Raw genomic sequence first — 25,224 nt, forward strand, 5'->3', positions numbered from 1 at the left:
TCATATCCGCACAGCATCGATTATGGGAAAATGGGCAGATGAATCCGGAACTCCAAGAAAAGATACTGGCCGTTACCCGCTGTGGCGTGGACCGGCACGAAGCCACCGGCTTTTTCCGCGTGGCGCTGGGGCTGTATTACCTGTCCGGCCTGATGACCAAGGAAACCCTGGATTTCAAGCGGCTGGACCGTCAGTTCAACCGTTTCATCTACCACACCATAGGCAAGGGCCATAGCATCACCAGCATCCTGCAGTACATGAGCGGGGAGAAAGTGGTGCCTGTGCTGGAGTCCAAGCGCTTTCTGCGCGCATTCGGCGAATACTGCACGGAAGTGCCAGTGGAGAATATACCCTTCCTGCTGGGGCTGAATCTGAGTGTGGCAAAAGATATCTCCAAGATCGATGTGCGCGGCCCCGTGGCCGATTACATCGAACGCCAGCGCCAGTTGCGCGAGGCGGCCGAGCAGGCCGAACAGGCTGCTCAGGCGGCGCCTGATGTAGCGCCGGATGCAGGGGCTGAGCGCGGCTAAGAGTGAAAATCAGCGGCAGCGCCGTATAATATGCGCTCCCATATTCTCGAGTTTGCCATGGCTTACAAGCACACCCCACTGGACCGTTTCATCTCTGGCGCCGACAAGGCTTTGCGTGTGATCACGGGTGTGGCCTCGGCTTCGCGCCCGACGCCGGCCCTGCACATTCCCGACGCGCAAATGAGCGACGCCGAGCGCCGCCATAGTGCCGGGCTGATGCGGGTCAACCATGTGGGCGAAGTGTGCGCGCAGGCGCTATACAACTCGCAGGGCCGCTTTGCCAAGACGGAGGAAATCCGCGCCCAGTTCGAGCAGGCCGGCCGCGAGGAAGAAGATCATCTGGCGTGGACGGCGCAGCGGCTGGAAGAGCTGGGCTCGCATATCAGCGTGCTCAACCCGCTGTTCTATGCCGGTGCCTATGCGCTGGGCACGGTGGCGGCCGTGATCGGCGACGGCGCCAGTCTGGGCTTTGTGGTGGAAACGGAACGTCAGGTGGAAGCCCATCTGGAGAGCCATCTGCAGAAACTGCCCGAGCAGGATGGCCGCTCGCGCGCGATCGTCGACCAGATGCGCATCGATGAAATCGAGCACGGCGCAGCCGCACAGGCGCTGGGCGCGATCAACACGCCAGCACCGGTGCAGGCAGTGATGGCGGTGATGGGCAAGGTGATGACCAGCACCGCTTATTACATCTAAGATTACATCCAGGCGCAGCCGCCTAAAACGGCATCCAGATCAAGCTTCGATAATCTCGAAGGAGTGGGTGATGTTGGCGGTTTTCGCCAGCATGATGGAAGCCGAGCAATATTTTTCGTGCGACAGTTTGACGGCGCGTTCCACTGCTTCCGGTTTCAGGTCTTTGCCCGTCACGGTGAAGTGGAAATGGATGCTGGTGAAGACTTTCGGTTCCGTTTCGGCGCGTTCGGCTTTCAGCGTGCACTCGCAGCCGCGGACATCGGCGCGGCCTTTTTTCAGGATCAGCACGACATCATAGGCCGAGCAGCCGCCCGTGCCGAGCAGCACCATTTCCATGGGGCGAGGGGCCAGATTGTGGCCGCCGCCTTCCGGTGCGCCATCCATGTTGACCAGATGGCCGGAACCCGTCTGTGCCAAAAAACTCATGCCCGTAGGGCCATTCCAGCTAACTTTGCATTCCATCGTGCTCTCCGCGTGTAAAGGTTGGCCGTATTGTAATGGACTGGCGCTAGGCTGGCAGGCGCACGCCCCGTAATCGGGGCGAAACTGCGGGCCAGCGCAGAAAAATGCCGGCCAGCGGGCCGGAAAAGCGCATCCAGCCTTGACTTGCGGTGGATTTGGCGTTTATACTTGTCGGCTTTCCATTCGCTCAGGAAAGTAAATAAGAAGGCCGAGTCCGCTGAAGCTGTGGCGGAACCACCATTTGAGCGTGTTTCAATTAATTAGGAAGTCAACATGAAAACTTTTTCCGCCAAGGGCCATGAAGTCCAGCGCGATTGGTTCGTGATTGACGCGACGGACAAAGTCCTCGGACGTGTTGCCAGCGAAGTGGCACTCCGACTGCGCGGCAAACACAAGCCAGAATTTACTCCTCACGTCGACACCGGTGACTACATCGTCATCGTTAACGCAGGCAAACTGCGCGTGACCGGCACCAAAGCAACCGAGAAGACCTACTACCGTCACTCGGGCTACCCAGGTGGCATCTACGAGACCAACTTCCTGAAAATGCAACAGCGTTTCCCAGGTCGTGCTCTGGAGAAGGCCGTTAAGGGCATGCTGCCAAAAGGCCCACTGGGCTACGCAATGATCAAGAAGCTGAAAGTGTACGCTGAGGGTACTCACCCACACGCTGCTCAGCAACCTAAAGCACTCGAAATCTAAGGAACTGACATGATCGGTAACTACAATTACGGCACCGGCCGTCGCAAGAGTGCAGTAGCTCGTGTGTTCATCAAAGTTGGCACTGGCCAAATCATCGTCAACGGCAAACCAGCTGCTGAATACTTCTCCCGTGAAACCGGCCTGATGGTAATCCGTCAACCGCTGGAACTGACCGGCAACGTTGAACGTTTCGACATCAAAGTCAACGTACACGGCGGCGGTGAGTCGGGTCAAGCAGGTGCAGTTCGTCACGGTATCACCCGCGCTCTGATCGACTACGATTCGGGCCTGAAAGGTGACCTGGCACGCGCTGGCTTCGTAACCCGCGATGCACGTGAAGTTGAACGTAAAAAAGTTGGTCTGCGCAAAGCACGTCGCGCAAAACAATTCTCGAAGCGTTAATCGCTTTTGGTCGACACGGTCTCTGCACCGTGTCTTCCCTGCGGCAGCCGCCACACCCTTGGGTCTGGCGGCTGTTGTGTTTTCTGGGCTTGTTAAAGCTTCAATTAGCTGTCATAATTGAAAGTTTCCACATTCGAAAATACGCATGAAACGCTTCTTGTCTGCTGTTCTGCTGGTCGCCGCCGTTGTGGCCGCGCCCGCCCAGGCCCAATCGTCGGCCTCTGCCGGGATCGACGGCTATACCCAATGGTCGCAAATTCCCTTCAATTCGACCGACCACAACAACTACCCGACCTTCAGTTTCACTTCGCTCCAGAGCGACACGACGGTGCGTTACTTCGCCAATCTGAACGCGGTGCCGGTAGAGTTGAAGGGCAGCAGCGCGGATTCCCTGAGCACTTACTTGCCGGTTGGTAATAGCAATGCGCTGGCAGTTTCGTCCAATGTAACGAACTCGGCCGAATCGTGGGCGGACCAGGGGCTGGTCTACAGCAGCGCCAGCACCAGGATCACTTTTATTGCCAGCAATGGTTACACCGAATTCTCCATGCCACTGTTTGCCAGTGTCATGACGATGAATGGCGGCTGGGGGCACGCCAATGTCTCGGTAACGGGTGCGGTGTTTGTGGGCAGCCAGTTCATTCCGCTGTCCTACAACCTGGAAACCAGCACGGGTAGCCTGCACGAGACCATGCGCGGCTCGTTTGGTACGGCGCCGGGTGCGACGGCCTACGGCTATCTGAATATCGTTTCGCAATCCTGGGCCAACGCCCCGACGCCGGTGCCGGAGCCTGCTACCTACGGCATGCTGCTGGCGGGTCTGGGCCTGCTGGGCCTGGTGCGCCGCGCACGTCGCTAAACTGATGTGAGGCGCGGCGCGTGGCGCCGCTACCTGATAAAATGGCGGGTCATGCGCGCATGACGCGCCATTTTTCTTTTGTAAGGGACAAACAACATGATCAAAGTGGGCATTGTTGGCGGCACCGGTTATACCGGCGTGGAATTGCTGCGACTGCTGGCCGTTCATCCTGATGTAGAGCTGACAGCGATTACGTCGCGCAAGGAAGACGGTTTGCCCGTGGCCGACATGTTCCCGTCGCTGCGCGGCCGCGTGCATCTGGCGTTTTCCTCGCCGGACAAGGCTGATCTGCGCCAGTGCGACGTGGTGTTCTTTGCTACCCCGCATGGCGTGGCCATGGCGCAGGCGCCGGAACTGCTGGCAGCCGGCGTGAAAGTGATCGATCTGGCGGCCGACTTCCGTATCAAGGACCGCGCCGTGTTCGAGCAGTGGTACAAGATCGAGCATACTTGCCCGGAACTGCTGGAAGAGGCGGCCTATGGCCTGGCTGAACTGAACCGCGACGCGATCAGCAAAGCCCGTCTGGTGGCCAATCCGGGCTGCTACCCGACCACCATGCAGCTGGGTTACTACCCGCTGCTCAAAGCCGGCGTGATCGATGCTGCCGGCCTGATTGCCGACTGCAAATCGGGCGTGTCCGGTGCTGGCCGCAAAGCGGAAATCGGCACCCTGTTCTCGGAATCCAGCGACAACTTCAAAGCCTACGGCGTGGCCGGTCACCGCCACACGCCGGAAACCGTGGCGCAGCTGCAGAAATTCACCAGCGCGCCGGTGGAACTGGTGTTCACCCCGCATCTGGTGCCTATGATACGCGGCATGCACTCGACCCTGTACGGCCGCCTGACGCGCGACATCAGCAATGAAGAGCTGCAAGCCCTGTTCGAAGAGCAGTACAAGGATTCGGCGTTTGTCGATGTGATGCCGTTCGGCTCGCATCCGGAAACCCGTTCCACCCGTGGCTCGAATATGCTGCGTCTGGCCCTGCACCGTCCGGGCAATGGCCGCACCGTGATCGTGCTGGTGGTGCAGGACAATCTGGTCAAGGGCGCTTCCGGTCAGGCCGTGCAGTGTATGAATCTGATGTTCGGTCTGGCAGAAAATACCGGCCTGACCCAGATCGCGCTGCTGCCATAAATCAAACGCAGGCTGGCTGCGGCGGGTAGATTAGGTTCTACCTGCCTGCTAGCGGAAAGCCTGCCATGATCGAGATCGACAGCCTGATCGGCGAACAGATGCGCGTAGTCGGGCATCTGATGTTCCGCGGCGGGCTGCGCATCGACGGCGTGGTGATCGGCAATGTGGTGGCTGAAGCAGGCCAGTACGGCTATCTGGTGATAGCCGCAAATGGCCGGGTGGAAGGCGAAGTGTGTTGCGAACACGTCATTCTCGACGGCGAAATAAAAGGTTGCGTGATTTGCGCTAATTTGCTTGAAATGCAGCCACATGCCCGCATCATCGGCGATGTCTGGTATAAGGTGCTGGAAATGCATGGTGGCGCTAGGGTGCTGGGGCATCTGCATCCACTGGAAAGCCGGGGCCGGACTGCGGCAATTATGCGCCCAAGAGCATGATTTTCGCCAAAGGTCTATAATGGATCAAATTGTTCTACCTAGGAGTCTGAAATGAACGCTGTCGCCGACGCACAAGATGTAATGCCTGCACCAATTATCTTCACCGATAGCGCGGCTGAAAAAGTCGCTCAACTGATCGAGGAAGAGGGCAATCCGGATTTGAAACTGCGCGTATTCGTACAGGGTGGCGGCTGTTCCGGCTTCCAGTACGGTTTCACCTTTGATGAAATCGTCAACGAAGACGACACCACCATGGTGAAAAACGGTGTCCAGCTGCTGATCGACTCGATGAGCTACCAGTATCTGGTTGGCGCCGAGATCGATTACAAGGACGATCTGGAAGGTGCGCAATTCGTTATCAAGAACCCAACTGCAAGCTCGACTTGCGGCTGCGGTTCCTCGTTCTCGGTCTAAGGACCGCGCGCCGGTTATCACCGGCAGCTACAGAACGGCGGGCAACTCCGGTTGCGCCGCCGTTTTTTATGCATGGAATTCAGAGTTAAGCATATCATTTCTCAATACTGTTCATGGATGCCTGTTTAGACGAGTTTGATTGGAATTATTGTGTGGATAATGATAGGCGATAGCTATCTAATTTATCAGCGGTGATTGAGTAGTTCGATACTCTGCCGTTTAAGTTTCAAGAGGCTCCAGTCTTGTGACTTTGAAAATTTATTAGTTGGCTTTGGCGCGTAGTTGTATTATCGTTACCATATTAGATTTAATTATTTACTAGGCCAAGTGGTGGATTTGGTTAAAACGCTATTGGGGGAATGAATGAGGCGACTTGTATTATTTACATTTTTTAGTGCTCTAGGAGCCGCGATACATTTTTTGTCATTCCAATTTACAGGACCTATCGCTTATAAATTGGCACCTCCGGAGCCCCCGCCAAGAGTGGTCAGTGATGAGGAAGCAATTAAAAAATTGCAAAGTGGAAGGTATGGATTTGTATATGCATCACCTTCTGAGCAGGATGTCGAAAATAAAAAATCAAATATACAGTCGGAAGAAAGTTATGATTTTTATGTTCTGCATGTCGAACCAATACGCAATAAAATTGAACTGATAATCAATGTTGTTTTTATAGCACTTTATCTTATTGTCAGCTATTTGTTTTTCGTTCACATCTATCGATGGATAAAAAATTCAGATATTGGATCGAGTCTGAGGTTTTTAGGACGTTTTGCAACACGCATAATCGCATTGATTGGTAGGCCATTTTCAGGTGTGATGGGGCTAGTTCAAGCTCGAAGTGTTGAGGCAGAGTTTTCAAGTATTAAGAATCTTTATGAAAATGGTCTAATAAATGAGAATGACTTCAATGAAAAGAAGCGAAAATTGCAAGCTAGAATTAAAAAAAATATTTGATATCTGGTTGGATTTAGATAACTAATCCTTCAAGCTCATCGGGTTTATTTATGTTTATTGCTAAATGATCTGTCCCACTCCACATCGGTCTTTTGATGTTCTTTTTTAATTCTATTGAAATTGGCTTTTCAATTCCTGAAATAGATAATTTTAGTATGGATAGAGGGCGCCGAGGATGCGCTCGCCGCGAGCGCCTGTGACGGCGGGCAGGTTGCCGGCCAGCCGTGCCGTGTAGCGCTGGCCCAGCCAGGCAAACGCCAGCGCCTCCACGTGGTTGGGCGCTACGCCCAGCGCCGCCGTCGATTGCACGCTGGTCTGCGGACCCAGTTCGGCCGCCAGCTGCTGCATCAGCAGGGCGTTGTAGGCACCGCCGCCGCAGACGTACACGGCGCTGGCTCTGGCGCCGTCAGCATCGCTGCGGATGGCTTGCGCCAGCGTGTGCGCTGTCAGTGCCGCCAGCGTGTGCTGGATGTCGGCCGGACTGGCGCTGGCCGCTGCAGGGCAGGCCGACAGTTGCTGCTCTAACCAGGCCATGTGGAACAGGTCGCGCCCCGTGCTCTTCGGTGCGGGCAGGGCGAAGTATGGCTCGCGCAGCAGGCTGGCCAGCAGTGCCGGCACTAGCTGGCCAGTGGCGCCCCAGGCGCCGTCCTGATCATATTCGCGGCCCAGATGGCGCTGTATCCAGCCATCGAGCAGGGCGTTGCCGGGGCCCGTGTCGAAGCCGCGCACGGCGCTGTCTGCGCCCGCACCCGCACCCGCACCCGCACCTGCGTTCTCACCGGACAGGATGCTGATGTTGGCAATGCCGCCGATATTGGCCACCACGCGGGTCTGCCCCGGATGGCTGAACAGGGCGTGGTGGAAGGCTGGCACCAGCGGCGCACCCTGACCACCAGCGGCGACGTCGCGGCTGCGGAAGTCGGCGATTACGTTGATGCCGCACAGTTCGGCCAGCAGGGCCGGGTTGTTGGTCTGGCGTGTAAAGCCCAGCTCGGGACGGTGGCGGATAGTCTGGCCGTGCACGGCGACGGCGCCGATCTCGTCGCGGCGATGCCCGCTCTGTTCCAGCAGCAGGGTCACGCAGTCGGCGTACACGCGGGCCAGTCCGTTGGCGGCCAGCGCTTCCCGTTCGATTTCATTGCTGCCAGCAGCCTGCAAGGCCATCAGCTCTGCGCGCAGCGCGGGCGGGAAAGCCAGGAAGGCGGCGCCCAGCGTGGCGATGCCATCCGCATCGATGCGGGCCAGTGCGGCGTCCACGCCATCCATGCTGGTGCCTGACATCAGGCCGATAAATAAACTCATGTGGCGTCTGCTTTCTGTTGCGAGTGTAGGGGATAGGCGCTGCCGGACCATGCGGCTTTGCATGAGTATAAAAAAAACAGGCCGCCGTGGCGACCTGTGTTTTGCTGTTGCTGCGAATTTGCCTGCGCGGCGGGCTGATTTGGCTGGCTTATTTGGCTGCCACGCGGGTGCCGCGCGAGCCGCCCGGCTGCAGCAGCGCGAAGCGGTGCGCCATGTCGGAGGCGTAGGTCTTGAAGCGGCTCATTTCGGCTGCCGTCAGCGGTGCCTGCTGCTGCACGTTCATGGTGTTCGGGTCGCGTGCATCGCCGCCGACGCGGAATTCGTAGTGCAGGTGGGCGCCGGTGGACCAGCCGGTGGTGCCGACATAACCGATCACGTCGCCCTGGCTGACTTTGCTGCCCTTCTTGATGCCATTGGCGAAGCGGCTCATGTGGGCGTAGGCCGTGGTGTAGTTGGCCCAGTGCTTGACGATGATGAAATTGCCGTAGCCGTTCTGGGTGCCGGCGAAATCGATCACGCCATCACCGGCGGCACGGATAGGGGTGCCCGTTGCGGCCGGGAAGTCTATGCCTTTGTGGGCTTTCCACTGGCCCGAAATCGGGTGCACGCGCATGGCGAAGCCGGAGGAAATCCGCGAGAACTCGACGGGCGATTTGAGGAATGCTTTCTTCAGCGATTTACCGTCGAAGCTGTAATAGCCGCCGCCCTGTTTGCTTTGCGGATCTTCGAACCAGACCGACTGGTAGGTAGTGCCCTTGTTGGTGAATTCGCCGGCCAGTACGCGGCCGGCGCGGACGAATTCGCCGTCCTGCCAGAAGGTTTCATAGACCACGTTGAAATGGTCGCCCTTTTTCAGGTCGCCACGGAAGTCTATGCTGGTGGAGAACATCTCGACGATCTGTTTGACGATGCTGTCGGGCAGCTTGGCGCCGTCTTCGCTGGAGTCGGTCGCTGCGTACAGGGTGGAACTGATGGTACGGGCATGCATTTCCACGCGGCGCTCCAGCTTGGCGGCTTCTTCCTGCGCCACGAAAGCACTGCCTTTGCGGGTGATGCGGATGTTCTTGACGGGGATGTCCTTGCCATCCACCACGACGGCGCGCAGCCATTGCAGGTTGCCGTCTTCGTCGGTCTGCGCCTGCACGCGTTTGCCAGCCTTGAGCTGCATCACGCCTTTGGCGACGCTGTCTTTCTTGATGAAGGTTTCGGCCGCTTCGTCATCCACGCCCAGACGGGTGAGCAGGGTGGCCAGCGTGTCGCCGGCGCGGATTTTTTCTTCGTGGACGAATTGTTCGGTAGCGGACTTCTGTTCGATGGCAGCGATCTGGGCGCCCAGATCAGGTGCGACGACGTCTTCCTGAACCGACTTCACGGGCAGATCCGATGCATCAGGCGCCAGTGGTGCAACGCCGGCAGCACCAAAAGCACATACTGCAAGAAACAATGCAGACGCGCTGACAATGCGCGCTTTGCGCGTCGAACCTAGCAGACTGAACAAGCGTGAGCTTGTGATTTTATGTATTTGGTTCATGCAATCAGTTAAAATTTGCCGCTTGAACTATTCGATAGGGTTTTATTTCTTCTTCTTGTGGTCTAAGTTCGTTTTCGTACGGCAATATTGATCGATCGAGGATTATATCAAATTCTATCCGCTACTCACCCATTTCTGAAAAATACCGCCCTAAAATTATGACTACTACTGCATCGACAGCGCCGTCCTCGAATGAGAACCTGCCCCTGACAGACCGTGTACTGGAGGCGCTCGCCATCACGAAACGGGGCGTTGACGAGTTGCTCATTGAAAGTGAGTTCGCCCAGAAGCTGGCTCGCTCGGAAAAATCCGGTGTGCCGCTGCGCATCAAGCTCGGACTTGATCCAACCGCTCCTGACCTGCATCTGGGCCATACGGTAGTGCTGAACAAGATGCGTCAATTGCAAGATCTGGGGCATCAGGTGATTTTCCTTATCGGCGACTTCACGTCCATGATCGGTGACCCTTCGGGCCGCAACATGACCCGTCCGCCGCTGACGCGCGAGCAGGTCGAGCAGAACGCCATGACTTATTTCAAGCAGGCGTCGCTGGTGCTGGATCCGGCTAAAACAGAAATCCGCTACAACTCCGAGTGGTGCGACCCGCTCGGCGCACGCGGCCTGATCAAGCTGGCCTCGCACTACACGGTGGCACGCATGATGGAGCGTGATGATTTTAGCAAGCGTTTCAAGAATGGGACTCCGATTGCCGTCCACGAGTTCCTGTATCCGCTGATGCAGGGCTACGATTCGGTGGCTTTGAAGGCCGACCTTGAGCTAGGTGGAACGGACCAGAAATTTAACTTGCTGGTTGGCCGCGAGCTGCAGAAGGACTATGGCCAGGAGCCGCAGTGCATCCTGACCATGCCGCTGCTGGAAGGTCTGGACGGCGTCGAGAAGATGTCCAAGTCCAAGAACAACTACATCGGCATTACCGAAGTGCCCAACACCATGTTCGCCAAGATCATGAGTATTTCCGACACCATGATGTGGAAATACTATGAACTGCTGTCGTTCCGCTCGCTGGCCGATCTGGCTGCGCTGAAGGCAGCGGTGGAAGGCGGCGCCAACCCGCGCGATGCCAAAGTGGCACTGGCGCAGGAAATCGTCGCGCGCTTCCACTCGCAGGATGCGGCCGAGCAGGCGCTGAACGATTTCGTCAACCGCTCCAAAGGCGGGATTCCTGACGATATCGCCGAAATCACCGTGCCGGGCGCGCCGTCCGGCATCCAGCAGCTGCTGAAGGCGGCCGGTCTGTGCGCCTCCGTTTCGGAAGCGGGCCGCATGATAGAGCAGGGCGGCGTGCGCATCGATGGCACCGTCATCAGCGACAAGACGCTGAAAGTCGAGGCCGGCACCATGGTGCTGCAGGTCGGCAAGCGCAAGTTCGCCCGCGTCACGCTGACGGCATGATAGGCCTGCTGCAAAGAGTCAGCAGCGCCAGTGTGGTGGTCGATGGCGCCACCATAGGTGCCATCGAAGCCGGTCTGATGGTGCTGGTGTGCGCCGAACGGCACGACAGCGAGCAGGAGGCCGATGCCTTGCTGAACAAGCTGCTGGGCTACCGCGTGTTTGCCGACGAGGCGGGCAAGATGAACCGCAGCGTGACGGATACGGGCGGCGCGCTGCTGCTGGTGCCGCAGTTCACGCTGGCAGCCGACACCAATTCGGGCACCCGCCCTTCGTTCACGCCCGCTGCGGCACCAGCCGATGGCAAGCGTTTGTTCGAGTATTTTCTGGCGCAGGCGCGGCAGCGCCATCCCAAGGTTGCGTGCGGCCAGTTCGGTGCCGACATGAAGGTGTCGCTGACCAATGACGGCCCTGTGACCTTCTGGCTGCAGACCCGTCCCAAAGCGGCGCCCGCGGCGTAAGTAGCACACATAAGAAACGCTGCCAGCACGCGTGCCGTCCGCGGTGACCTGTGCTGGCAGAGCATGCCCGTAGTCCCAGCCACGCCGTAGTGCGTGGCTTTTTTGTGAAGTCACATGAATAACAGCACCATACTTCTGATTCGTCATGGCGAAACGCCGTGGAACGCCGTACGCCGTCTGCAGGGCCATACCGATATTCCTCTCAACGAGGAGGGCGAACGGCAGGCGGCGGCGCTGGCGCGCGCGCTGCTGGAGCAGGGCGTGGATGTGCTGGTGGCCAGCGATCTGCAGCGCGCCATGCAGACGGCGCAGGCGCTGAGCGAGTTGCAACCAGGGCTGGCGCTGCAGACTGATGCGCGGTTGCGCGAGCGCTGCTACGGCGTGTTCGAAGGCATGCTGTATAGCGAGATCGCCGCGCAATATCCCGACGATTACGCCCGCTGGCAGGCGCGCGAAGTGGATGCCGTGATGCCGGACGGTGAGCGGCCGGCCGAGAGTTTCCGCCAGTTCTATCAGCGCTGTCTGGGCGGCATCGCCGACTGGGCCCGGCGCCATCCGGGCCAGACCATCGCCATCGTGGCCCACGGCGGCGTGCTGGAATGCGCCTACCGGGCGGCGCGCGGCATGAGCCTGGACAGCCCGCGTGATTTCCAGGTCAAGAACGCCAGTATCAACCGCTTCGTGTGGGACGGTGCGCAGTTGCAGCTGGAACACTGGGGCGATGTCGACCATCTGGCGCCGACGGCACTGGACGACATCATCTGAGTGCTGCCGGATCTGAGTGGAGCCGGCGCGCGCCGCTACGTGCCGCAACATGCCGCTACATGCCGCAACATTCAATTGCGCTGGTCTGGCGAGCGCAAGTATGAAAAATAGTGCTTATTATTTGAGCAGTCGATAGGTTAAAATAGAGGGTTCCTTCCCTCGCTACAGTTATTTCCAGTGCAAATCGGTCCTTATATCCTGCGCAACAACGTTTTCGTCGCTCCCATGGCGGGTGTGACGGATCGTCCGTTCCGTCAGCTGTGCAAACAGCTGGGCGCCGGCTATGCCGTATCGGAAATGGCAGCTTCGAATCCGCGCCTGTGGGCCACGGAAAAGAGCTCGCGCCGCACCGACCACACGGGCGAGATGGAGCCGAAAGCCGTGCAGATCGCCGGTGCCGATCCGCAGGATCTGGCCGATTGCGCCCGCTTCAACGTCGAGCGCGGCGCCCAGATCATCGATATCAACATGGGCTGCCCGGTGAAGAAAGTCTGCAATGCATGGTGCGGTTCGGCCCTGCTGCAGCACGAAGAACTGGTGCAGACCATCTTGAAAACCGTGGTGGCGGCCGTCGACGTGCCCGTCACGCTGAAATTCCGCACGGGCTGGGACCGTGCCAACAAGAATGCGCTGACCATCGCCAGGATGGCCGAAGACGCTGGTATCGCCATGCTGACGCTGCATGGTCGTACCCGCGCCGACGGTTACAAGGGCGAGGCCGAATATGACACCATTGCGGCAGTCAAGCGCTCGGTTTCTATCCCCGTGGTGGCCAATGGCGATATCACCACGCCGGAGAAAGCCCGCTACGTGCTCGATGTGACGGGCGCCGATGCGGTCATGGTGGGGCGCGCCGCGCAGGGCCGCCCGTGGATCTTCCGCGAGATCGACCACTATCTGCGCACGGGCAGTCATTTGCCGCCGCCGCTGGTGACCGAAGTGAGCCACCTGATGGACGAGCACCTGCGCGCCCACTATGCCTTCTACGGTGAATACCTGGGGGTGCGCACGGCACGCAAGCACATCGGCTGGTATGTGCGCGAACTGCCCGGCGGCGAACCGTTCCGACAGCGTATGAACCTGCTGGAATCGACCGAAGAACAGTTGCAGGCCGTGGCCCAGTTCTTCGAATCGCAGGCGCAGTACGGCGAGCGGTTACAATACTGCCCTTCGCCCCAGCCCGAAGCTGAGCGAGAGGCGGCCTGAACAGGCAGCCGGCACTATAAAAGACGTCAAAAAAGTCGGATAAGAACGGTGAACACCGCGGCCATAAGCCCCTTGTGATTCATCCGCTTTACAGTTAAATAAATACAGCGAACGAAACAAAATGAGCAAAGAAAGTATCCAGGAAGTAGTCCAGAAGAGCCTTGAAGAGTACTTCAACGATCTGGGCGAGCAGCAGGCCTCGAATATCTACGACATGGTAGTGCTGACGGTAGAAAAGCCGATCCTGGAAGTGGTGATGCACCGCGCCGATGGTAACCAGTCGCATGCTGCGCAGATGCTGGGCATTAACCGCAATACCCTGCGCAAGAAATTACAGGAACACGGTCTGCTGTAAACCGCGCTCTTTCCGGCATCAGTGGCTGGGGACGGCCGCTGTGGCCGGCCGCCAGAATATCGAACCGAAGTTCGCATCGAATACCGCTCGAATATTTAACCAACCACCAGTCCAGTTCACGCTGGACGCCACTAGCCCGAAAAGCCATGATTAAACAAGCTCTCATCTCCGTATCCGACAAAACCGGCGTGCTCGACTTCGCGCGCGCCCTGTCCGCCATGGGTGTCAACATCCTGTCGACCGGCGGCACGGCCAAACTGCTGGCCGACAACGGCGTAGCCGTGACCGAAGTAGCCGACTACACGGGCTTCCCGGAGATGCTCGATGGCCGCGTGAAAACCCTGCACCCTATGGTGCACGGCGGTATTTTGGCCCGTCGCGATTTCCCTGAGCACATGGCCAAACTGGCTGAGCACAACATTCCGACCATCGATATGGTGGTGGTCAATCTGTACCCGTTCCAGGCCACTGTGGCCAAGGATGACTGCACGCTGGAAGACGCCATCGAGAACATCGATATCGGCGGCCCGGCCATGCTGCGTTCGTCGGCGAAAAACCACAAGGATGTGGTGGTGATCTGCGACCCGACCGACTACAGCAAGGTGCTGGACGAAATCAAGGCCAACGACGGCGTGGTCAGCTACGACACCCGTTTCGGTCTGGCCACCAAGGTGTACTCGCACACGGCGCAATATGACGGTGCGATCGCCAACTACCTGACCAGTCTGGATGCGAGCCGCAGCCACGCAGCACGCGGCACCTATCCGCAATCGCTGAATGTGGCGTTCGAAAAAGTGCAGGACATGCGCTACGGCGAAAATCCGCACCAGTCGGCCGCGTTCTACCGCGACGTAACGGCGACTGCCGGTGCGCTGGCCAACTACCGCCAGCTGCAGGGCAAGGAACTGTCGTTCAACAACATCGCTGATGCTGATGCAGCGTGGGAATGCGTGAAGAGCATGGGCGGCTTCGATCAGAGCGCAGCCTGCGTGATCGTCAAGCACGCCAATCCATGCGGCGTGGCGCTCGGTGCCAACGCGGTGGAAGCTTACAAGCGTGCGCTGCAGACTGACCCGACTTCGGCCTTCGGCGGCATTATTGCCTTCAACGTGGAAGTGGACGGCGCAGCCGCTACCGAACTGGCCAAGCTGTTCGTCGAAGTGCTGATTGCGCCATCGTTCACGGCCGAAGCCAAACAGATCCTGTCGGCCAAGCAGAACGTGCGTCTGCTGGAAATCCCGCTGGGCACGGGCGTCAACGCCATGGACTTCAAGCGCGTGGGTGGCGGTCTGCTGGTGCAGTCGGCTGACGCGAAAAACGTGCTGATCTCCGACCTGAAAGTGGTGACCAAGCTGCAGCCTACCCAGCAGCAGCTGCAGGATCTGATGTTCGCATGGCGCGTGGCCAAGTACGTCAAATCCAACGCCATCGTGTTCTGCGCTAATAACATGACGCTGGGCGTGGGCGCCGGCCAGATGAGCCGTATCGATTCGGCCCGCATCGCTTCCATCAAGGCCCAGAACGCTGGTCTGAGCCTGGAGAATTCGGTGGTGGCGTCGGATGCCTTCTTCCCGTTCCGCGACGGTCTGGATGTGGTGGTGGATGCGGGCGCACGCTGCGTGATCCAGCCGGGCGGTTCGATGCGCGATCAGGAAGTGATCGATGCGGCCGACGAGCGCGGCGTGGTGATGCTGTACACGGGCACCCGTCACTTCCGTCATTAATCTTTCGGTACGATTAGCACTGCCAGCACTGGCAGTGCCCGGCTAATTTCTACAGTGTGGCGATCTGGTTCAGGTCGCCACACTGTTTTTATATACAGCATTCAAGTTTCGCGGTTACAATCGCGGAATGATAATTCTCGGCATAGACCCCGGCTTGCGCACTACCGGCTTTGGCGTGATCCAGCAGCGCGGTAGCAAGCTGCGCTACATCGCCTCCGGCACCATCAAGAGCGGCGAGGGCGATCTGCCGACCCGTTTGAAAGTCATCCTCGACGGTGTGGCCGAAGTGGCGCGCACCTATCAGCCCGACTACGCGGCTATCGAGCAGGTGTTTGTCAACGTTAATCCCCAATCCACGCTGCTGCTGGGGCAGGCACGCGGCGCGGCCATTTGCGCGCTGGTGTCGGCCGAGCTGACGGTGGCCGAATATTCGCCTACCCAGGTCAAGCAGGCCGTGGTGGGCACGGGCCGGGCCGTCAAGGCGCAGGTGCAGGACATGGTGGCGCGCCTGCTGGCGCTGCCCGGCTTGCCCGGCACCGACGCTGCCGATGCGCTCGGCGTGGCCATCTGCCATGCGCATAACCGCGAAACGCTGACGCTGATCCAGAGTCAGAGTCAGAGCCGGAGCCAGAGCCGGAGCCAGAGCCAGTCCCTCGGCTCGGCCGCTGGTTCAGCGGCCGCCAGGCTGGCCGGCACGGCGGCTGGCACAGCATCTCAAGGCCCGCTGGCCGGCTTGCGCATGCGGCGCGGCCGGCTGGTGGGCTGAACTACTTCTAAAGGCATCACATCATGATCGGTCGTCTCTCCGGTATTCTGCTCGAAAAAAATCCGCCCCAGCTACTGGTTGATTGCGGCGGCGTCGGCTATGAAGTCGATGTGTCCATGACCACCTTCTACAACCTGCCCGGGGTGGGCGAGAAAGTCGTGCTGTTCACCCATCAGGCTATCCGCGAAGATGCCCATCTGCTGTTCGGCTTCGGCAATGCCGAGGAACGCGCCGTGTTCCGCCAGCTGATCAAGATCACGGGTGTGGGCGCGCGCACGGCGCTGTCGATTTTGTCCGGCATGTCGATCGCCGATCTGGCGCAGGCGGTGACGCTGCAGGAATCGGGCCGGCTGGTGAAAGTGCCCGGCATAGGCAAGAAGACGGCCGAGCGCCTGCTGCTGGAACTGAAAGGCAAGCTGGGCGCCGATATCGGTGCGGGCGGCGCCCATGCTGTGCCGGATTCCCAGTCGGACATTCTCAACGCGCTGCTGGCGCTGGGCTACTCGGACAAGGAAGCCATGCTGGCACTGAAGACGGTGCCGGCCGGCGCTTCCGTGTCGGACGGCATCAAGCAGGCACTCAAGGCACTGTCCAAGGGCTGAGCTCTGCGCTGCACTAAGGTCTGAGCTAAAGTCTGAGCTAAGGGACGCAGCGCTGGGCGCGGCACTGCGCTAGGGCTGAAGCGTGGCGCGTAGCGCTTTAACTGCCTGCACCACTACCTCGGGCGCATCTTTTTGCAGATAGTGGCCCGACTCGGCCACCACCTGCAACTGGGGCGCGCCGCTCAGGCGCAGCCAGTCCTTGCGCAACTGGTCCAGCATGGTGCGGAAGGCAGGCGTGGCGCCCGTTTCGCTGATGCCGCTGACCAGCAGGCGTACGGGCATGCCCAGCGGCTGGCGCTGGTCGAGCTGGTCGAGACAGACAGCCTGATCGCGGAACTCGCGCCGGGTGGCACCGTTCAGGCTGATGGCGTTCATGCTGCGCACGACGGCGGCCAGCGCGGGCACCTGTTGCTGCATGCTGGCCCAGTGTTCGGGGTGGGTGGGATCAAGCAGGACCATGCCGGCCACTTCCTGCGGATATAGCCGCGCATAGACGTACTGGTACAGGCCGCCTATCGAGTGGCCCACCAGCAGATAGGGCGGGGCGATGTGCTGTTCTTGTAGCAGGGCGTGCAGTTCGCGTGCGATGGTGCAGGGATCGCGTGCACCTTCGACGCTGGCGGCACTGCCGTAGCCGGGGCGGTCGTAGGCGAACACGGGGCCGTGCTGCTGCAGGGCCGGCAGGACAGGGCGCCAGGCGCTCTGGCCGTCGCCGAGGCCGGCTTGCAGGACCACGGTGGGTGCGGCCTGCGCGGTGCTGGCGCAGAGTAGCAGGGCGGCCAACAAGGCGGCAAACAAAGCGGACAGACGGCGCGGCATAGGGCGGTATCCTTTCATGGCGAAGTGACGTGACGTGAAGTGGCGCGGCCCGCACAGTCTAAACCAGATGAAAAGGCCCGCGCGCAGGCCACCCTTGATAAAATCATTACCTGAACTTTAGACTGGCCCGGCATGACTATCCAAACCGACAATTTCACTGAACAGCGCATCATCGATGCGGCACCGGCCTCGCCCAACGAGGAGGCGATCGAGCGTGCGCTGCGGCCCAAGCTGCTCGATGAGTACGTCGGTCAGAGCAAGATCCGCGATCAGCTGGAAATCTTTATTTCGGCGGCGTGCAAGCGCAATGAAGCGCTCGATCATACGCTGCTGTTCGGGCCACCCGGTCTGGGCAAGACCACGCTGGCCAACATCATTGCACGCGAAATGGGCGTCAACCTGCGTCAGACTTCCGGCCCTGTGCTCGAACGTCCCGGCGATCTGGCGGCGTTGCTGACCAATCTGGAAGCCAACGATGTGCTGTTCATCGATGAGATTCACCGTCTGTCGCCCGTGGTCGAAGAAATCCTGTATCCGGCGCTGGAAGACTACCAGATCGACATCATGATAGGCGAGGGGCCGGCGGCCCGCTCCGTCAAGCTCGATCTGCAGCCGTTCACGCTGGTGGGCGCTACCACCCGTGCCGGCATGCTGACCAATCCGCTGCGCGACCGCTTCGGCATCGTGGCGCGGCTGGAGTTCTACAACACCCAGGAGCTGACGCTGATCGTCAAGCGCAGCGCCATGCTGCTCAAGGCGAATATCGACGAGGAGGGGGCGCATGAAATTGCCCGCCGCGCCCGTGGCACGCCGCGTATCGCCAACCGTCTGCTGCGCCGCGTGCGCGACTATGCGGAAGTCAAAGGCAATGGCGATATCACCAAGGCGATCGCCGATGCGGCGCTGGTGATGCTGGACGTGGATACGGTGGGTTTCGACGTGATGGACCGCAAGCTGCTCGAAGCCGTGCTGTATAAATTCGGTGGCGGGCCGGTGGGCATCGGCAATCTGGCTGCGGCCATAGGCGAAGCGGCCGACACCATCGAGGATGTGCTGGAACCGTATCTGATCCAGCAAGGCTATCTGCAGCGCACGCCGCGCGGCCGCGTGGCCACGGCGGCGGCCTATAAACACTTTGGCGTGAACCCGCCCCGTACCAGTCCCAACGGCGAGCTGTGGGAGCTGTGATGCAGATCTGGGTGGATGCCGACGCCTGCCCCGCCGTCATCAAGGAAATTCTGTACCGCGTGGCCGAGCGCGTGGCCGTGCCGCTCACGCTGGTGGCCAATCAGCTGCTGCGCGTGCCGCCGTCGCGCTACATACGTGCGGTGCAGGTGCCGGCCGGTGCCGACGTGGCCGACAGGGAAATCGTGCGTCTGCTGGCGCCCGGCGATCTGGTGGTGACGGGTGATATCCCGCTGGCAGCGGATGTGCTGAAGCAGGGCGGCTATGCGCTCAATCCGCGCGGCGAGTTTTACACCGAGCACAATATCGAACAGATGCTGACCATGCGGGCTTTTATGGATGAGCTGCGTGGCAGCGGCGTGGATACGGGCGGACCGGCCGCGTTCAGCCAGAGCGACCGGCAGAATTTTGCCAACAGTCTGGATCGCCACATCAGCAAAGTATTGCGCGAGCAGGCGCGCCAGCAGTCTGCCGGATCAGCCTGCGAGCAGACCGACAAGTAAGCCGGCAAGCTGGCCAACAAGCAGGCCGACAAGCAAGCGGACAAGCAAGCTGACAACTAAGGCGCTTATGGCGCCGGTGGCGCGCCGTCCTGCTCTGGCGCTGGCAGGCACATGGTGGGAACGTAGCGGCACAGATACAGCGTGACGCCGCAGCCTATGCAAAACAGCATGATCTGCAAGCCCGTTCGGTGTACCACATAGGCGGAATAGCCCAGCGATAACCACATCAGCAGCAGGATCCAGACTTTGGCGCGCAAGGGGATGCCGTAGCCCAGTTCATAGTTGCGCAGATAGCGCCCGAACATGGGGTTGGTGATGAGCCAGTTGTGCAGCCGCGTCGAGCCGCGCGCGAAGCAGGCCGAGGCCAGCAGCAGGAAGGGTGTGGTGGGCAGCAGGGGCAGGAAGATGCCCAGCACGCCCAGCACCACGGCGATGGCGCCGATCAGATTCAGCAGGATTTTCATGTCCTGCATGGTAACACTGGCCCGCTGGCGGGGCAGCGGGTCCATGGGCTAGTCCTGCTTATTCCTGACGCAGCCAGACTTGCGAACGGCCCAGCATCGGCACGCCGATGTAGCCGCGCACATTGAGTTTCTTGCCGTTGTCGCTCAGGTGCATTTTGCTCTTGTAGACTTTGCCGTTATCCGGATCAAGAATTTCGCCGCCCGTGTAGGCATCGCCATCTTTTTTCAGGCCGGACATGAATACCATGCCGATGATGGGCTGGTTCTTGCGTGCGTCTTCGCACTTTTCGCATTTCGGGTTCTGGTCTTCGGTCGGCGCACGGAACAGCTGCTCGATCTTACCTTGCAGAACGCCATTGTTTTCCGAGATGCGGATCAGGGCTTTAGGTTTGCCCGTCACGTCATCGATATTTTTCCACAGGCCTACTGGCGTGCTGTCATCGGCAAAAGCTGGGGCGATGCTGACGGCGGCGGCGAGGGCGTAAGCAATCCATTTCATTGTGCGTCTCCAGAGTGAATTTTAGTGTCCGGCGAGTGTAGCAAATAAAATGACCGATCGTGCTATTTTTGTGTAACTGTCGTGAAAATGCCAAAAACCGCTATCATTTGCGGCTGCAAACACTGAATGACGGAACACTTTCTACAGGAACAACATGAGCTCGCTCCCACTGCCGACTTACGCCGATGTGCAGGCCGCTGCCGCCCGCATCGATGGTTATGCCCACCGCACGCCCGTGCTGACTTCGCGTACGGCCAATGCCGAACTGGGCGCCGAAGTATTTTTCAAATGCGAAAACCTGCAGCGCATGGGCGCTTTCAAATTCCGTGGCGCCTACAATGCGCTGGCCCGTTTCGATGAGGCCCAGCGCCGCGCCGGGGTGGTGGCTTTTTCTTCCGGCAATCACGCGCAGGCAATCGCCCTGTCGGCCCGTCTGATGGGCATCCCGGCCACCATCGTCATGCCGCTCGATGCGCCGGCTGCCAAGGTCGCTGCCACCCGCGGCTACGGGGCGGAAGTGGTGTTGTATGACCGTTACAAGGAAGACCGCGAAGAAATCGGCCGCAATCTGGCTCAGCAGAAAGGCATGATGCTGATTCCGCCCTATGACCATGCCGACGTGATTGCGGGGCAGGGTACGGCGGCCAAGGAACTGTTGGAAGAAGTGGGCCCGCTCGACAGCCTGTTCGTCTGCCTCGGTGGTGGCGGCTTGCTCAGCGGTTCGGCTTTATCGACGCGCGCGCTGTCGCCGCACACCCGTCTGTACGGGGTGGAGCCGGAAGCGGGCAATGATGGCCAGCAGTCTTTCCGCAGTGGCAGCATCGTGCATATCGATACGCCGCAGACGATAGCCGATGGTGCCCAGACCCAGCATCTGGGCAATCTGACTTTCCCCATCATCCGGCGCGATGTGGACGATATTCTGACCGTCAGCGATGCGGAACTGCGCGCCGCCATGCGCTTCTTTGCCGAGCGCATGAAGATCGTGGTGGAGCCTACCGGCTGCCTCGGTTTTGCCGCAGCCCGTGCGATGAAGGAGCAATTGCAAGGCCAGCGCGTAGGCATCATCCTCAGCGGCGGCAATGTCGATATCGCCCGCTACGCGGCCCTGCTGGCCGAATAAAAAAGAGGGCGGGAAGGGCAAGCATTGCTTACCCTTCCCGCCCCCGTCGCGCTAGCCGCCTAGGCTGAGCTGCTTAGGCTGGCAGCTTGGCGAACTGTTCGCGGATCTTGGCCAGCGTGGCGCTGAAGTTGGCCACACGTTCCTTTTCCTGCGCCACCACTTCGGCTGGCGCACGCGCCACGAAGCTTTCGTTGGACAGCTTGCCGTTGGCCTTGTTGATCTCGCCTTCCAGACGGGTGATCTCCTTGCTCAGGCGCTCACGCTCGGCTTTCACGTCGATTTCCACTTTCAGCATCAGCTTGGTCGTGCCGACGATGGACACGGCTGCCGGCGATTCCGGCAGCACGTCCACGATCTGCACTTCGGCCAGCTTGCCCAGCGACTGGATGTACGGCGCGAACACGCTCATCGCCGCTTTGTCGTCGGCATTGCCCGGTTCCACGATCAGCGGTACGCGCAGCGATGGGGCCAGCTGCATTTCGCCACGCAGGTTACGGGTAGCGTCGGTCAGCGCCTTGAGCTGCTGCATCCACGCTTCGGCCGCTTCGTCGATCTTGGCCGTGTTGGCGATCGGGTAAGGCTGCAGCATGATGGTGTCGCCCGTTTTGCCGGCCAGCGGCGCAACGGCCTGCCACAGTGCTTCCGTGACGAACGGGATGATAGGGTGAGCCAGACGCAACACCACTTCCAGCACGCGCAGCAGTGTGTGGCGGGTAGCGCGCTGCTGGCCTTCCGTGCCGCTCTGTACCTGCACTTTGGCCACTTCCAGATACCAGTCGCAGTACTCGTCCCAGACGAATTTGTAGATGGTGGAAGCGATGTTGTCGAAGCGGTAGTCTTCGAAGCCTTTGGCCACATCGAGTTCGGCTTTCTGCAGCAGCGAGATGATCCACTTGTCAGCCATCGACAGGTCGGCTTCGTTGGCGCTGCAATCCTTGCCTTCCGTATTCATCAGCACGAAGCGGGTGGCGTTCCACATCTTGTTGCAGAAGTTGCGGTAGCCTTCGGCGCGGCCCAGATCGAAGTTGATGTTGCGGCCCAGCGAAGCGTAGGACGCCATGGTGAAGCGCACGGCATCCGTGCCGTAGGCAGCGATACCTTCAGGGAATTCCTTGCGCGTGGCCTTGGCGATCTTCTCGGCTGCTTTCGGGTTCATCAGGCCGGTGGTACGTTTTTCCACCAGCGCTTCCACGCCGATACCGTCGATCAGGTCGATAGGGTCCAGCGTGTTGCCCTTGGACTTGGACATTTTCTGGCCTTGCGAATCGCGTACCAGACCGTGCACGTACACCGTGTTGAACGGTACTTTACCGGTGAAGTGCGCCGTCATCATGACCATGCGCGCCACCCAGAAGAAGATGATGTCGAAGCCCGTCACCAGTACCGACGAAGGCAGGAAGGCCTTCAGGTCCGGCGTTTCATTCGGCCAGCCCAGCGTGGAGAACGGTACCAGCGCGGACGAGAACCAGGTGTCGAGCACGTCGTTGTCACGGTGCAGCGGACCGCTGCTGCCTTTGGCGGCAGCCTGTGCCTGTGCTTCTTCTTCCGTCTTGGCGACGAACACATTGCCGGCATCGTCATACCATGCCGGAATCTGGTGGCCCCACCACAGCTGACGCGAGATGCACCAGTCCTGGATGTTGTTAAGCCACTGGTTGTAGGTGGTGGTCCAGTTTTCCGGCACGAATTTGATTTCGCCCGACGAGACTTTTTCCAGCGCCACTTCGGCGATCGATTTGCCCGGATTGTAAGTGCCTTCCGGTGCCGGCTTGCTCATGGCGACAAACCACTGGTCGGTCAGCATAGGTTCGATCACCACGCCGGTACGGTCGCCACGCGGCACCATCAGCTTGTGCGGCTTGACCTGTTCCAGCAGGCCTTGTGCTTCCAGATCGGCGACGATTTTCTTACGCGCTTCGAAGCGGTCCAGACCGCGATACGCCGCTGGCGCGTCGTCGGTGATCTTGGCTTCCAGTGTCAGGATGGACGGCATGCCCAGATTGTGGCGCTGGCCTACGGCGTAGTCGTTGAAGTCGTGGGCTGGCGTGATCTTCACGCAGCCGGTGCCGAATTCCTTGTCCACATAGCTGTCGGCGATGATAGGAATTTCACGGTCGCACAGGGGCAGCTTGAGCATCTTGCCGACCAGCGGCTGGTAGCGCTCGTCGGTCGGATCGACTGCCACGGCCACGTCGCCCAGCATGGTTTCCGGACGGGTGGTCGCGACCGTCAGCGTGCCGCTGCCATCGGCCAGCGGGTACTTGATGTACCACATCGAGCCATCTTCTTCTTCCGATACCACTTCCAGATCGGACACGGCGGTGCCCAGTACGGGGTCCCAGTTGACCAGACGCTTGCCGCGGTAGATCAGGCCCTGTTCGTGCAGGCGCACAAACACTTCCGTCACCACTTTGGAACGGGCGTCATCCATGGTGAAATATTCGCGTTCCCAGTCCGGCGAGGCGCCCAGACGGCGCATCTGGCCCGTGATGGTGGAACCGGATTTCTCTTTCCACTCCCAGACTTTCTTGATGAAGGCGTCGCGGCCCAGATCATGGCGCGACACTTTCTGCGCGTCCAGCTGGCGTTCCACCACGATCTGGGTGGCGATGCCGGCGTGGTCGGTGCCCGGGATCCAGGCCGTGTTGTGGCCCAGCATACGGTGGTAGCGGGTCAGACCGTCCATGATGGTCTGGTTGAAAGCATGGCCCATGTGCAGGGTGCCGGTCACATTCGGCGGCGGCAGCTGGATGCTGAAAGAAGGTTTACCGGCGTCCAGCGAGGCGCGGTAGTAACCGCGTTGTTCCCACTCGCTGCGCCAGAACTGTTCAATGTCGGCAGGCTCGAAAGACTTGGCTAATTCCATGATTTGACAAATTAAATTGGCGAAAACAGCCATTATAGATGACTGTGCAGGCCAAACGGCAGGCGCGGCAGGCTTTTTGATTGACGTAGCCGGTTTTTTACCGACAAGATAGAAACATAACTGTACTTTGGAGTCTTGCATGTCTGATCAAATCCCTGCTTTTGAAACCCTGTCCGTCACTCTGGAAGACGCTGTCGCCATCGTGCGCCTGAACCGGCCGGACAAGCTGAATGCGATGAATCTTTCCATGTGGAATGATTTGCGCAGTGCCTTCCAGTTCCTCGACGGCCTGCCGGCTGCCCGCGCCATCGTGCTGGAAGGCGAGGGGCGCGGCTTCACGGCCGGCATCGATCTGCAGATGATGATGGGGCTGGGCAGCCAGATCCAGAACGATTGCGATGGCCGTATGCGCGAATCGCTGCGCCGTATCATTCTCGATCTGCAGGACTGCCTGACCAGTCTGGAGCGCTGCCGCAAGCCGGTGCTGGCTGCCGTGCATGGCGCTTGCGTGGGCGGCGGCATCGATCTGATCTGCTGCGCCGATATGCGCTACTGCTCGGCCGATGCATGGTTTAGCATCAAGGAAATCGATATCGGCATGACGGCTGATGTGGGTACGCTGCAACGCCTGCCCAAGCTGATCGGCGATGGCATGGCGCGCGAGCTGGCCTACACGGCGCGCAAGGTCGATGCGGCCGAAGCCAAGGATATCCGGCTGGTGAACCGCGTGTTCGAAACGCCGGAAGCGCTGCGCGAAGGTGTGCGCGCGATTGCTGCCGAGATCGCTACCAAGGCACCGCTGGCGGTGCGTGGCGTGAAGGAGATGATTACCTATGCGCGCGACCACAGCGTAGCGGACGGCCTCAACTACGTCGCCACGTGGAATGCCGCCATGCTGATGTCAGCTGACCTGCAGGCCGCCATGATGGCCGGCATGAGCAAGACCACGCCTAGCTTCAAGGATTAATTCCGCAAGGCAGCGCCATGTACCGGCTGGCGCGGGGTGCTGCCCTCTCCGCGCTTGCGTTATCTGAAACGCTCTATTTTTCTT

At 59.8% G+C, this 25,224-nt stretch carries 28 protein-coding genes; 21 read left to right on the forward strand and 7 right to left on the reverse strand.

Going from position 1 to position 25,224, the window contains the following annotated elements; all coding sequences use genetic code 11:
• Positions 1-38 precede the first annotated feature (38 nt).
• Complete coding sequence (locus GTP23_RS17460; protein ID WP_229256153.1) at positions 39-530, forward strand: hypothetical protein; 492 nt, start codon at positions 39-41, stop codon at positions 528-530.
• 57 nt (positions 531-587) lie between these two features.
• Positions 588-1,226 carry a 2-polyprenyl-3-methyl-6-methoxy-1,4-benzoquinone monooxygenase gene (gene coq7 / locus GTP23_RS17465; protein ID WP_155434242.1) on the forward strand — a complete coding sequence of 213 codons (639 nt, stop codon included), beginning with the start codon at positions 588-590 and terminating at the stop codon, positions 1,224-1,226.
• Positions 1,227-1,265: 39 nt separating this feature from the next.
• Here coq7 and GTP23_RS17470 read toward each other — a convergent pair whose 3' ends face one another.
• The gene (locus GTP23_RS17470) at positions 1,266-1,688 is read right to left on the reverse strand and encodes an OsmC family protein (RefSeq protein WP_161036315.1); all 423 of its coding nucleotides are present in this window, start codon (positions 1,686-1,688) and stop codon (positions 1,266-1,268) included.
• A gap of 273 nt (positions 1,689-1,961) precedes the next feature.
• Between GTP23_RS17470 and rplM the strand changes: the two genes are divergently transcribed.
• The 7 genes from rplM (at position 1,962) to GTP23_RS17505 (ending at position 6,593) form a co-directional block, all read left to right on the forward strand.
• Positions 1,962-2,390, forward strand: coding sequence for a 50S ribosomal protein L13 (rplM, locus tag GTP23_RS17475; protein ID WP_155434244.1), 429 nt, complete (start codon positions 1,962-1,964; stop codon positions 2,388-2,390).
• A gap of 9 nt (positions 2,391-2,399) precedes the next feature.
• Entirely contained in the window at positions 2,400-2,792 is a 393-nt protein-coding gene (gene rpsI / locus GTP23_RS17480) for a 30S ribosomal protein S9 (protein ID WP_154382826.1), read from the forward strand.
• A 145-nt stretch (positions 2,793-2,937) separates the two neighbouring features.
• Complete coding sequence (locus GTP23_RS22620; protein WP_202412250.1) at positions 2,938-3,651, forward strand: PEP-CTERM sorting domain-containing protein; 714 nt, start codon at positions 2,938-2,940, stop codon at positions 3,649-3,651.
• 96 nt (positions 3,652-3,747) lie between these two features.
• Positions 3,748-4,785 (forward strand): N-acetyl-gamma-glutamyl-phosphate reductase, encoded by a 1,038-nt coding sequence (gene argC, locus GTP23_RS17490; RefSeq protein ID WP_161036316.1) that lies wholly within the window; start codon positions 3,748-3,750, stop codon positions 4,783-4,785.
• Positions 4,786-4,850: 65 nt separating this feature from the next.
• On the forward strand, positions 4,851-5,222 hold the full coding sequence (locus tag GTP23_RS17495; protein ID WP_161036317.1) for a bactofilin family protein: 372 nt from the start codon (positions 4,851-4,853) through the stop codon (positions 5,220-5,222).
• A gap of 51 nt (positions 5,223-5,273) precedes the next feature.
• Positions 5,274-5,636, forward strand: coding sequence for an iron-sulfur cluster insertion protein ErpA (gene erpA / locus GTP23_RS17500; protein WP_155434246.1), 363 nt, complete (start codon positions 5,274-5,276; stop codon positions 5,634-5,636).
• Positions 5,637-5,999: 363 nt separating this feature from the next.
• On the forward strand, positions 6,000-6,593 hold the full coding sequence (locus tag GTP23_RS17505) for a hypothetical protein (RefSeq protein WP_161036318.1): 594 nt from the start codon (positions 6,000-6,002) through the stop codon (positions 6,591-6,593).
• Positions 6,594-6,743: 150 nt separating this feature from the next.
• Here the strand turns inward: GTP23_RS17505 and GTP23_RS17510 are convergent, their stop codons facing one another.
• Positions 6,744-7,895 (reverse strand): anhydro-N-acetylmuramic acid kinase, encoded by a 1,152-nt coding sequence (locus tag GTP23_RS17510; RefSeq protein ID WP_161036319.1) that lies wholly within the window; start codon positions 7,893-7,895, stop codon positions 6,744-6,746.
• Between the two features lie 148 nt (positions 7,896-8,043).
• Entirely contained in the window at positions 8,044-9,426 is a 1,383-nt protein-coding gene (locus GTP23_RS17515) for a M23 family metallopeptidase (RefSeq protein ID WP_161036320.1), read from the reverse strand.
• 158 nt (positions 9,427-9,584) lie between these two features.
• Here GTP23_RS17515 and tyrS point away from each other — a divergent pair, with 158 nt between their 5' ends.
• From tyrS to ruvA, 8 genes are all read left to right on the forward strand, one after another.
• Positions 9,585-10,838 (forward strand): tyrosine--tRNA ligase, encoded by a 1,254-nt coding sequence (gene tyrS, locus GTP23_RS17520; RefSeq protein ID WP_161036321.1) that lies wholly within the window; start codon positions 9,585-9,587, stop codon positions 10,836-10,838.
• On the forward strand, positions 10,835-11,296 hold the full coding sequence (gene dtd / locus GTP23_RS17525; protein ID WP_161036322.1) for a D-aminoacyl-tRNA deacylase: 462 nt from the start codon (positions 10,835-10,837) through the stop codon (positions 11,294-11,296). The genes tyrS and dtd overlap by 4 nt, the downstream gene beginning before the upstream one ends.
• 114 nt (positions 11,297-11,410) lie before the next feature.
• Positions 11,411-12,061 carry a histidine phosphatase family protein gene (locus GTP23_RS17530; protein WP_161036323.1) on the forward strand — a complete coding sequence of 217 codons (651 nt, stop codon included), beginning with the start codon at positions 11,411-11,413 and terminating at the stop codon, positions 12,059-12,061.
• Between the two features lie 177 nt (positions 12,062-12,238).
• Positions 12,239-13,267, forward strand: a complete 1,029-nt coding sequence (gene dusB, locus GTP23_RS17535) for a tRNA dihydrouridine synthase DusB (RefSeq protein WP_161036324.1) — start codon at positions 12,239-12,241, stop codon at positions 13,265-13,267.
• A 121-nt stretch (positions 13,268-13,388) separates the two neighbouring features.
• Positions 13,389-13,622, forward strand: coding sequence for a helix-turn-helix domain-containing protein (locus GTP23_RS17540; protein ID WP_155434252.1), 234 nt, complete (start codon positions 13,389-13,391; stop codon positions 13,620-13,622).
• A 146-nt stretch (positions 13,623-13,768) separates the two neighbouring features.
• Positions 13,769-15,346 (forward strand): bifunctional phosphoribosylaminoimidazolecarboxamide formyltransferase/IMP cyclohydrolase, encoded by a 1,578-nt coding sequence (gene purH / locus GTP23_RS17545; RefSeq protein WP_155434253.1) that lies wholly within the window; start codon positions 13,769-13,771, stop codon positions 15,344-15,346.
• Between the two features lie 127 nt (positions 15,347-15,473).
• Positions 15,474-16,112: a crossover junction endodeoxyribonuclease RuvC gene (ruvC, locus tag GTP23_RS17550; protein WP_161036325.1), complete on the forward strand. Its 639-nt coding sequence runs from the start codon at positions 15,474-15,476 to the stop codon at positions 16,110-16,112.
• 23 nt (positions 16,113-16,135) lie between these two features.
• Positions 16,136-16,714, forward strand: a complete 579-nt coding sequence (gene ruvA / locus GTP23_RS17555) for a Holliday junction branch migration protein RuvA (protein WP_161036326.1) — start codon at positions 16,136-16,138, stop codon at positions 16,712-16,714.
• Positions 16,715-16,783: 69 nt separating this feature from the next.
• Here the strand turns inward: ruvA and GTP23_RS17560 are convergent, their stop codons facing one another.
• A complete protein-coding gene (locus tag GTP23_RS17560) occupies positions 16,784-17,533 on the reverse strand; it encodes an alpha/beta fold hydrolase (RefSeq protein WP_161036327.1) in 750 nt (249 codons plus the stop codon).
• A gap of 132 nt (positions 17,534-17,665) precedes the next feature.
• Between GTP23_RS17560 and ruvB the strand changes: the two genes are divergently transcribed.
• Together ruvB and GTP23_RS17570 are read left to right on the forward strand one after the other, a co-directional pair.
• Positions 17,666-18,721: a Holliday junction branch migration DNA helicase RuvB gene (ruvB, locus tag GTP23_RS17565; RefSeq protein ID WP_161036328.1), complete on the forward strand. Its 1,056-nt coding sequence runs from the start codon at positions 17,666-17,668 to the stop codon at positions 18,719-18,721.
• A complete protein-coding gene (locus GTP23_RS17570; RefSeq protein ID WP_161036329.1) occupies positions 18,721-19,221 on the forward strand; it encodes a YaiI/YqxD family protein in 501 nt (166 codons plus the stop codon). Before ruvB ends, GTP23_RS17570 begins: the two co-directional genes overlap by 1 nt.
• A gap of 65 nt (positions 19,222-19,286) precedes the next feature.
• Here GTP23_RS17570 and GTP23_RS17575 read toward each other — a convergent pair whose 3' ends face one another.
• Together GTP23_RS17575 and GTP23_RS17580 are read right to left on the reverse strand one after the other, a co-directional pair.
• Positions 19,287-19,730, reverse strand: coding sequence for a YbaN family protein (locus GTP23_RS17575; protein ID WP_308494809.1), 444 nt, complete (start codon positions 19,728-19,730; stop codon positions 19,287-19,289).
• A 13-nt stretch (positions 19,731-19,743) separates the two neighbouring features.
• Positions 19,744-20,184: a DUF2147 domain-containing protein gene (locus GTP23_RS17580; protein WP_161036330.1), complete on the reverse strand. Its 441-nt coding sequence runs from the start codon at positions 20,182-20,184 to the stop codon at positions 19,744-19,746.
• 154 nt (positions 20,185-20,338) lie between these two features.
• Between GTP23_RS17580 and GTP23_RS17585 the strand changes: the two genes are divergently transcribed.
• On the forward strand, positions 20,339-21,307 hold the full coding sequence (locus GTP23_RS17585; protein ID WP_161036331.1) for a threo-3-hydroxy-L-aspartate ammonia-lyase: 969 nt from the start codon (positions 20,339-20,341) through the stop codon (positions 21,305-21,307).
• 73 nt (positions 21,308-21,380) lie between these two features.
• Here the strand turns inward: GTP23_RS17585 and GTP23_RS17590 are convergent, their stop codons facing one another.
• Entirely contained in the window at positions 21,381-24,173 is a 2,793-nt protein-coding gene (locus tag GTP23_RS17590) for a valine--tRNA ligase (RefSeq protein WP_161036332.1), read from the reverse strand.
• 139 nt (positions 24,174-24,312) lie between these two features.
• Here GTP23_RS17590 and GTP23_RS17595 point away from each other — a divergent pair, with 139 nt between their 5' ends.
• The gene (locus GTP23_RS17595; RefSeq protein ID WP_202412251.1) at positions 24,313-25,140 is read left to right on the forward strand and encodes a crotonase/enoyl-CoA hydratase family protein; all 828 of its coding nucleotides are present in this window, start codon (positions 24,313-24,315) and stop codon (positions 25,138-25,140) included.
• Positions 25,141-25,224 lie beyond the last annotated feature (84 nt).

Origin of the sequence: Duganella fentianensis (assembly GCF_009857835.1) — a bacterium.
In the GTDB taxonomy this organism is placed as follows: domain Bacteria; phylum Pseudomonadota; class Gammaproteobacteria; order Burkholderiales; family Burkholderiaceae_D; genus Rugamonas; species Rugamonas fentianensis.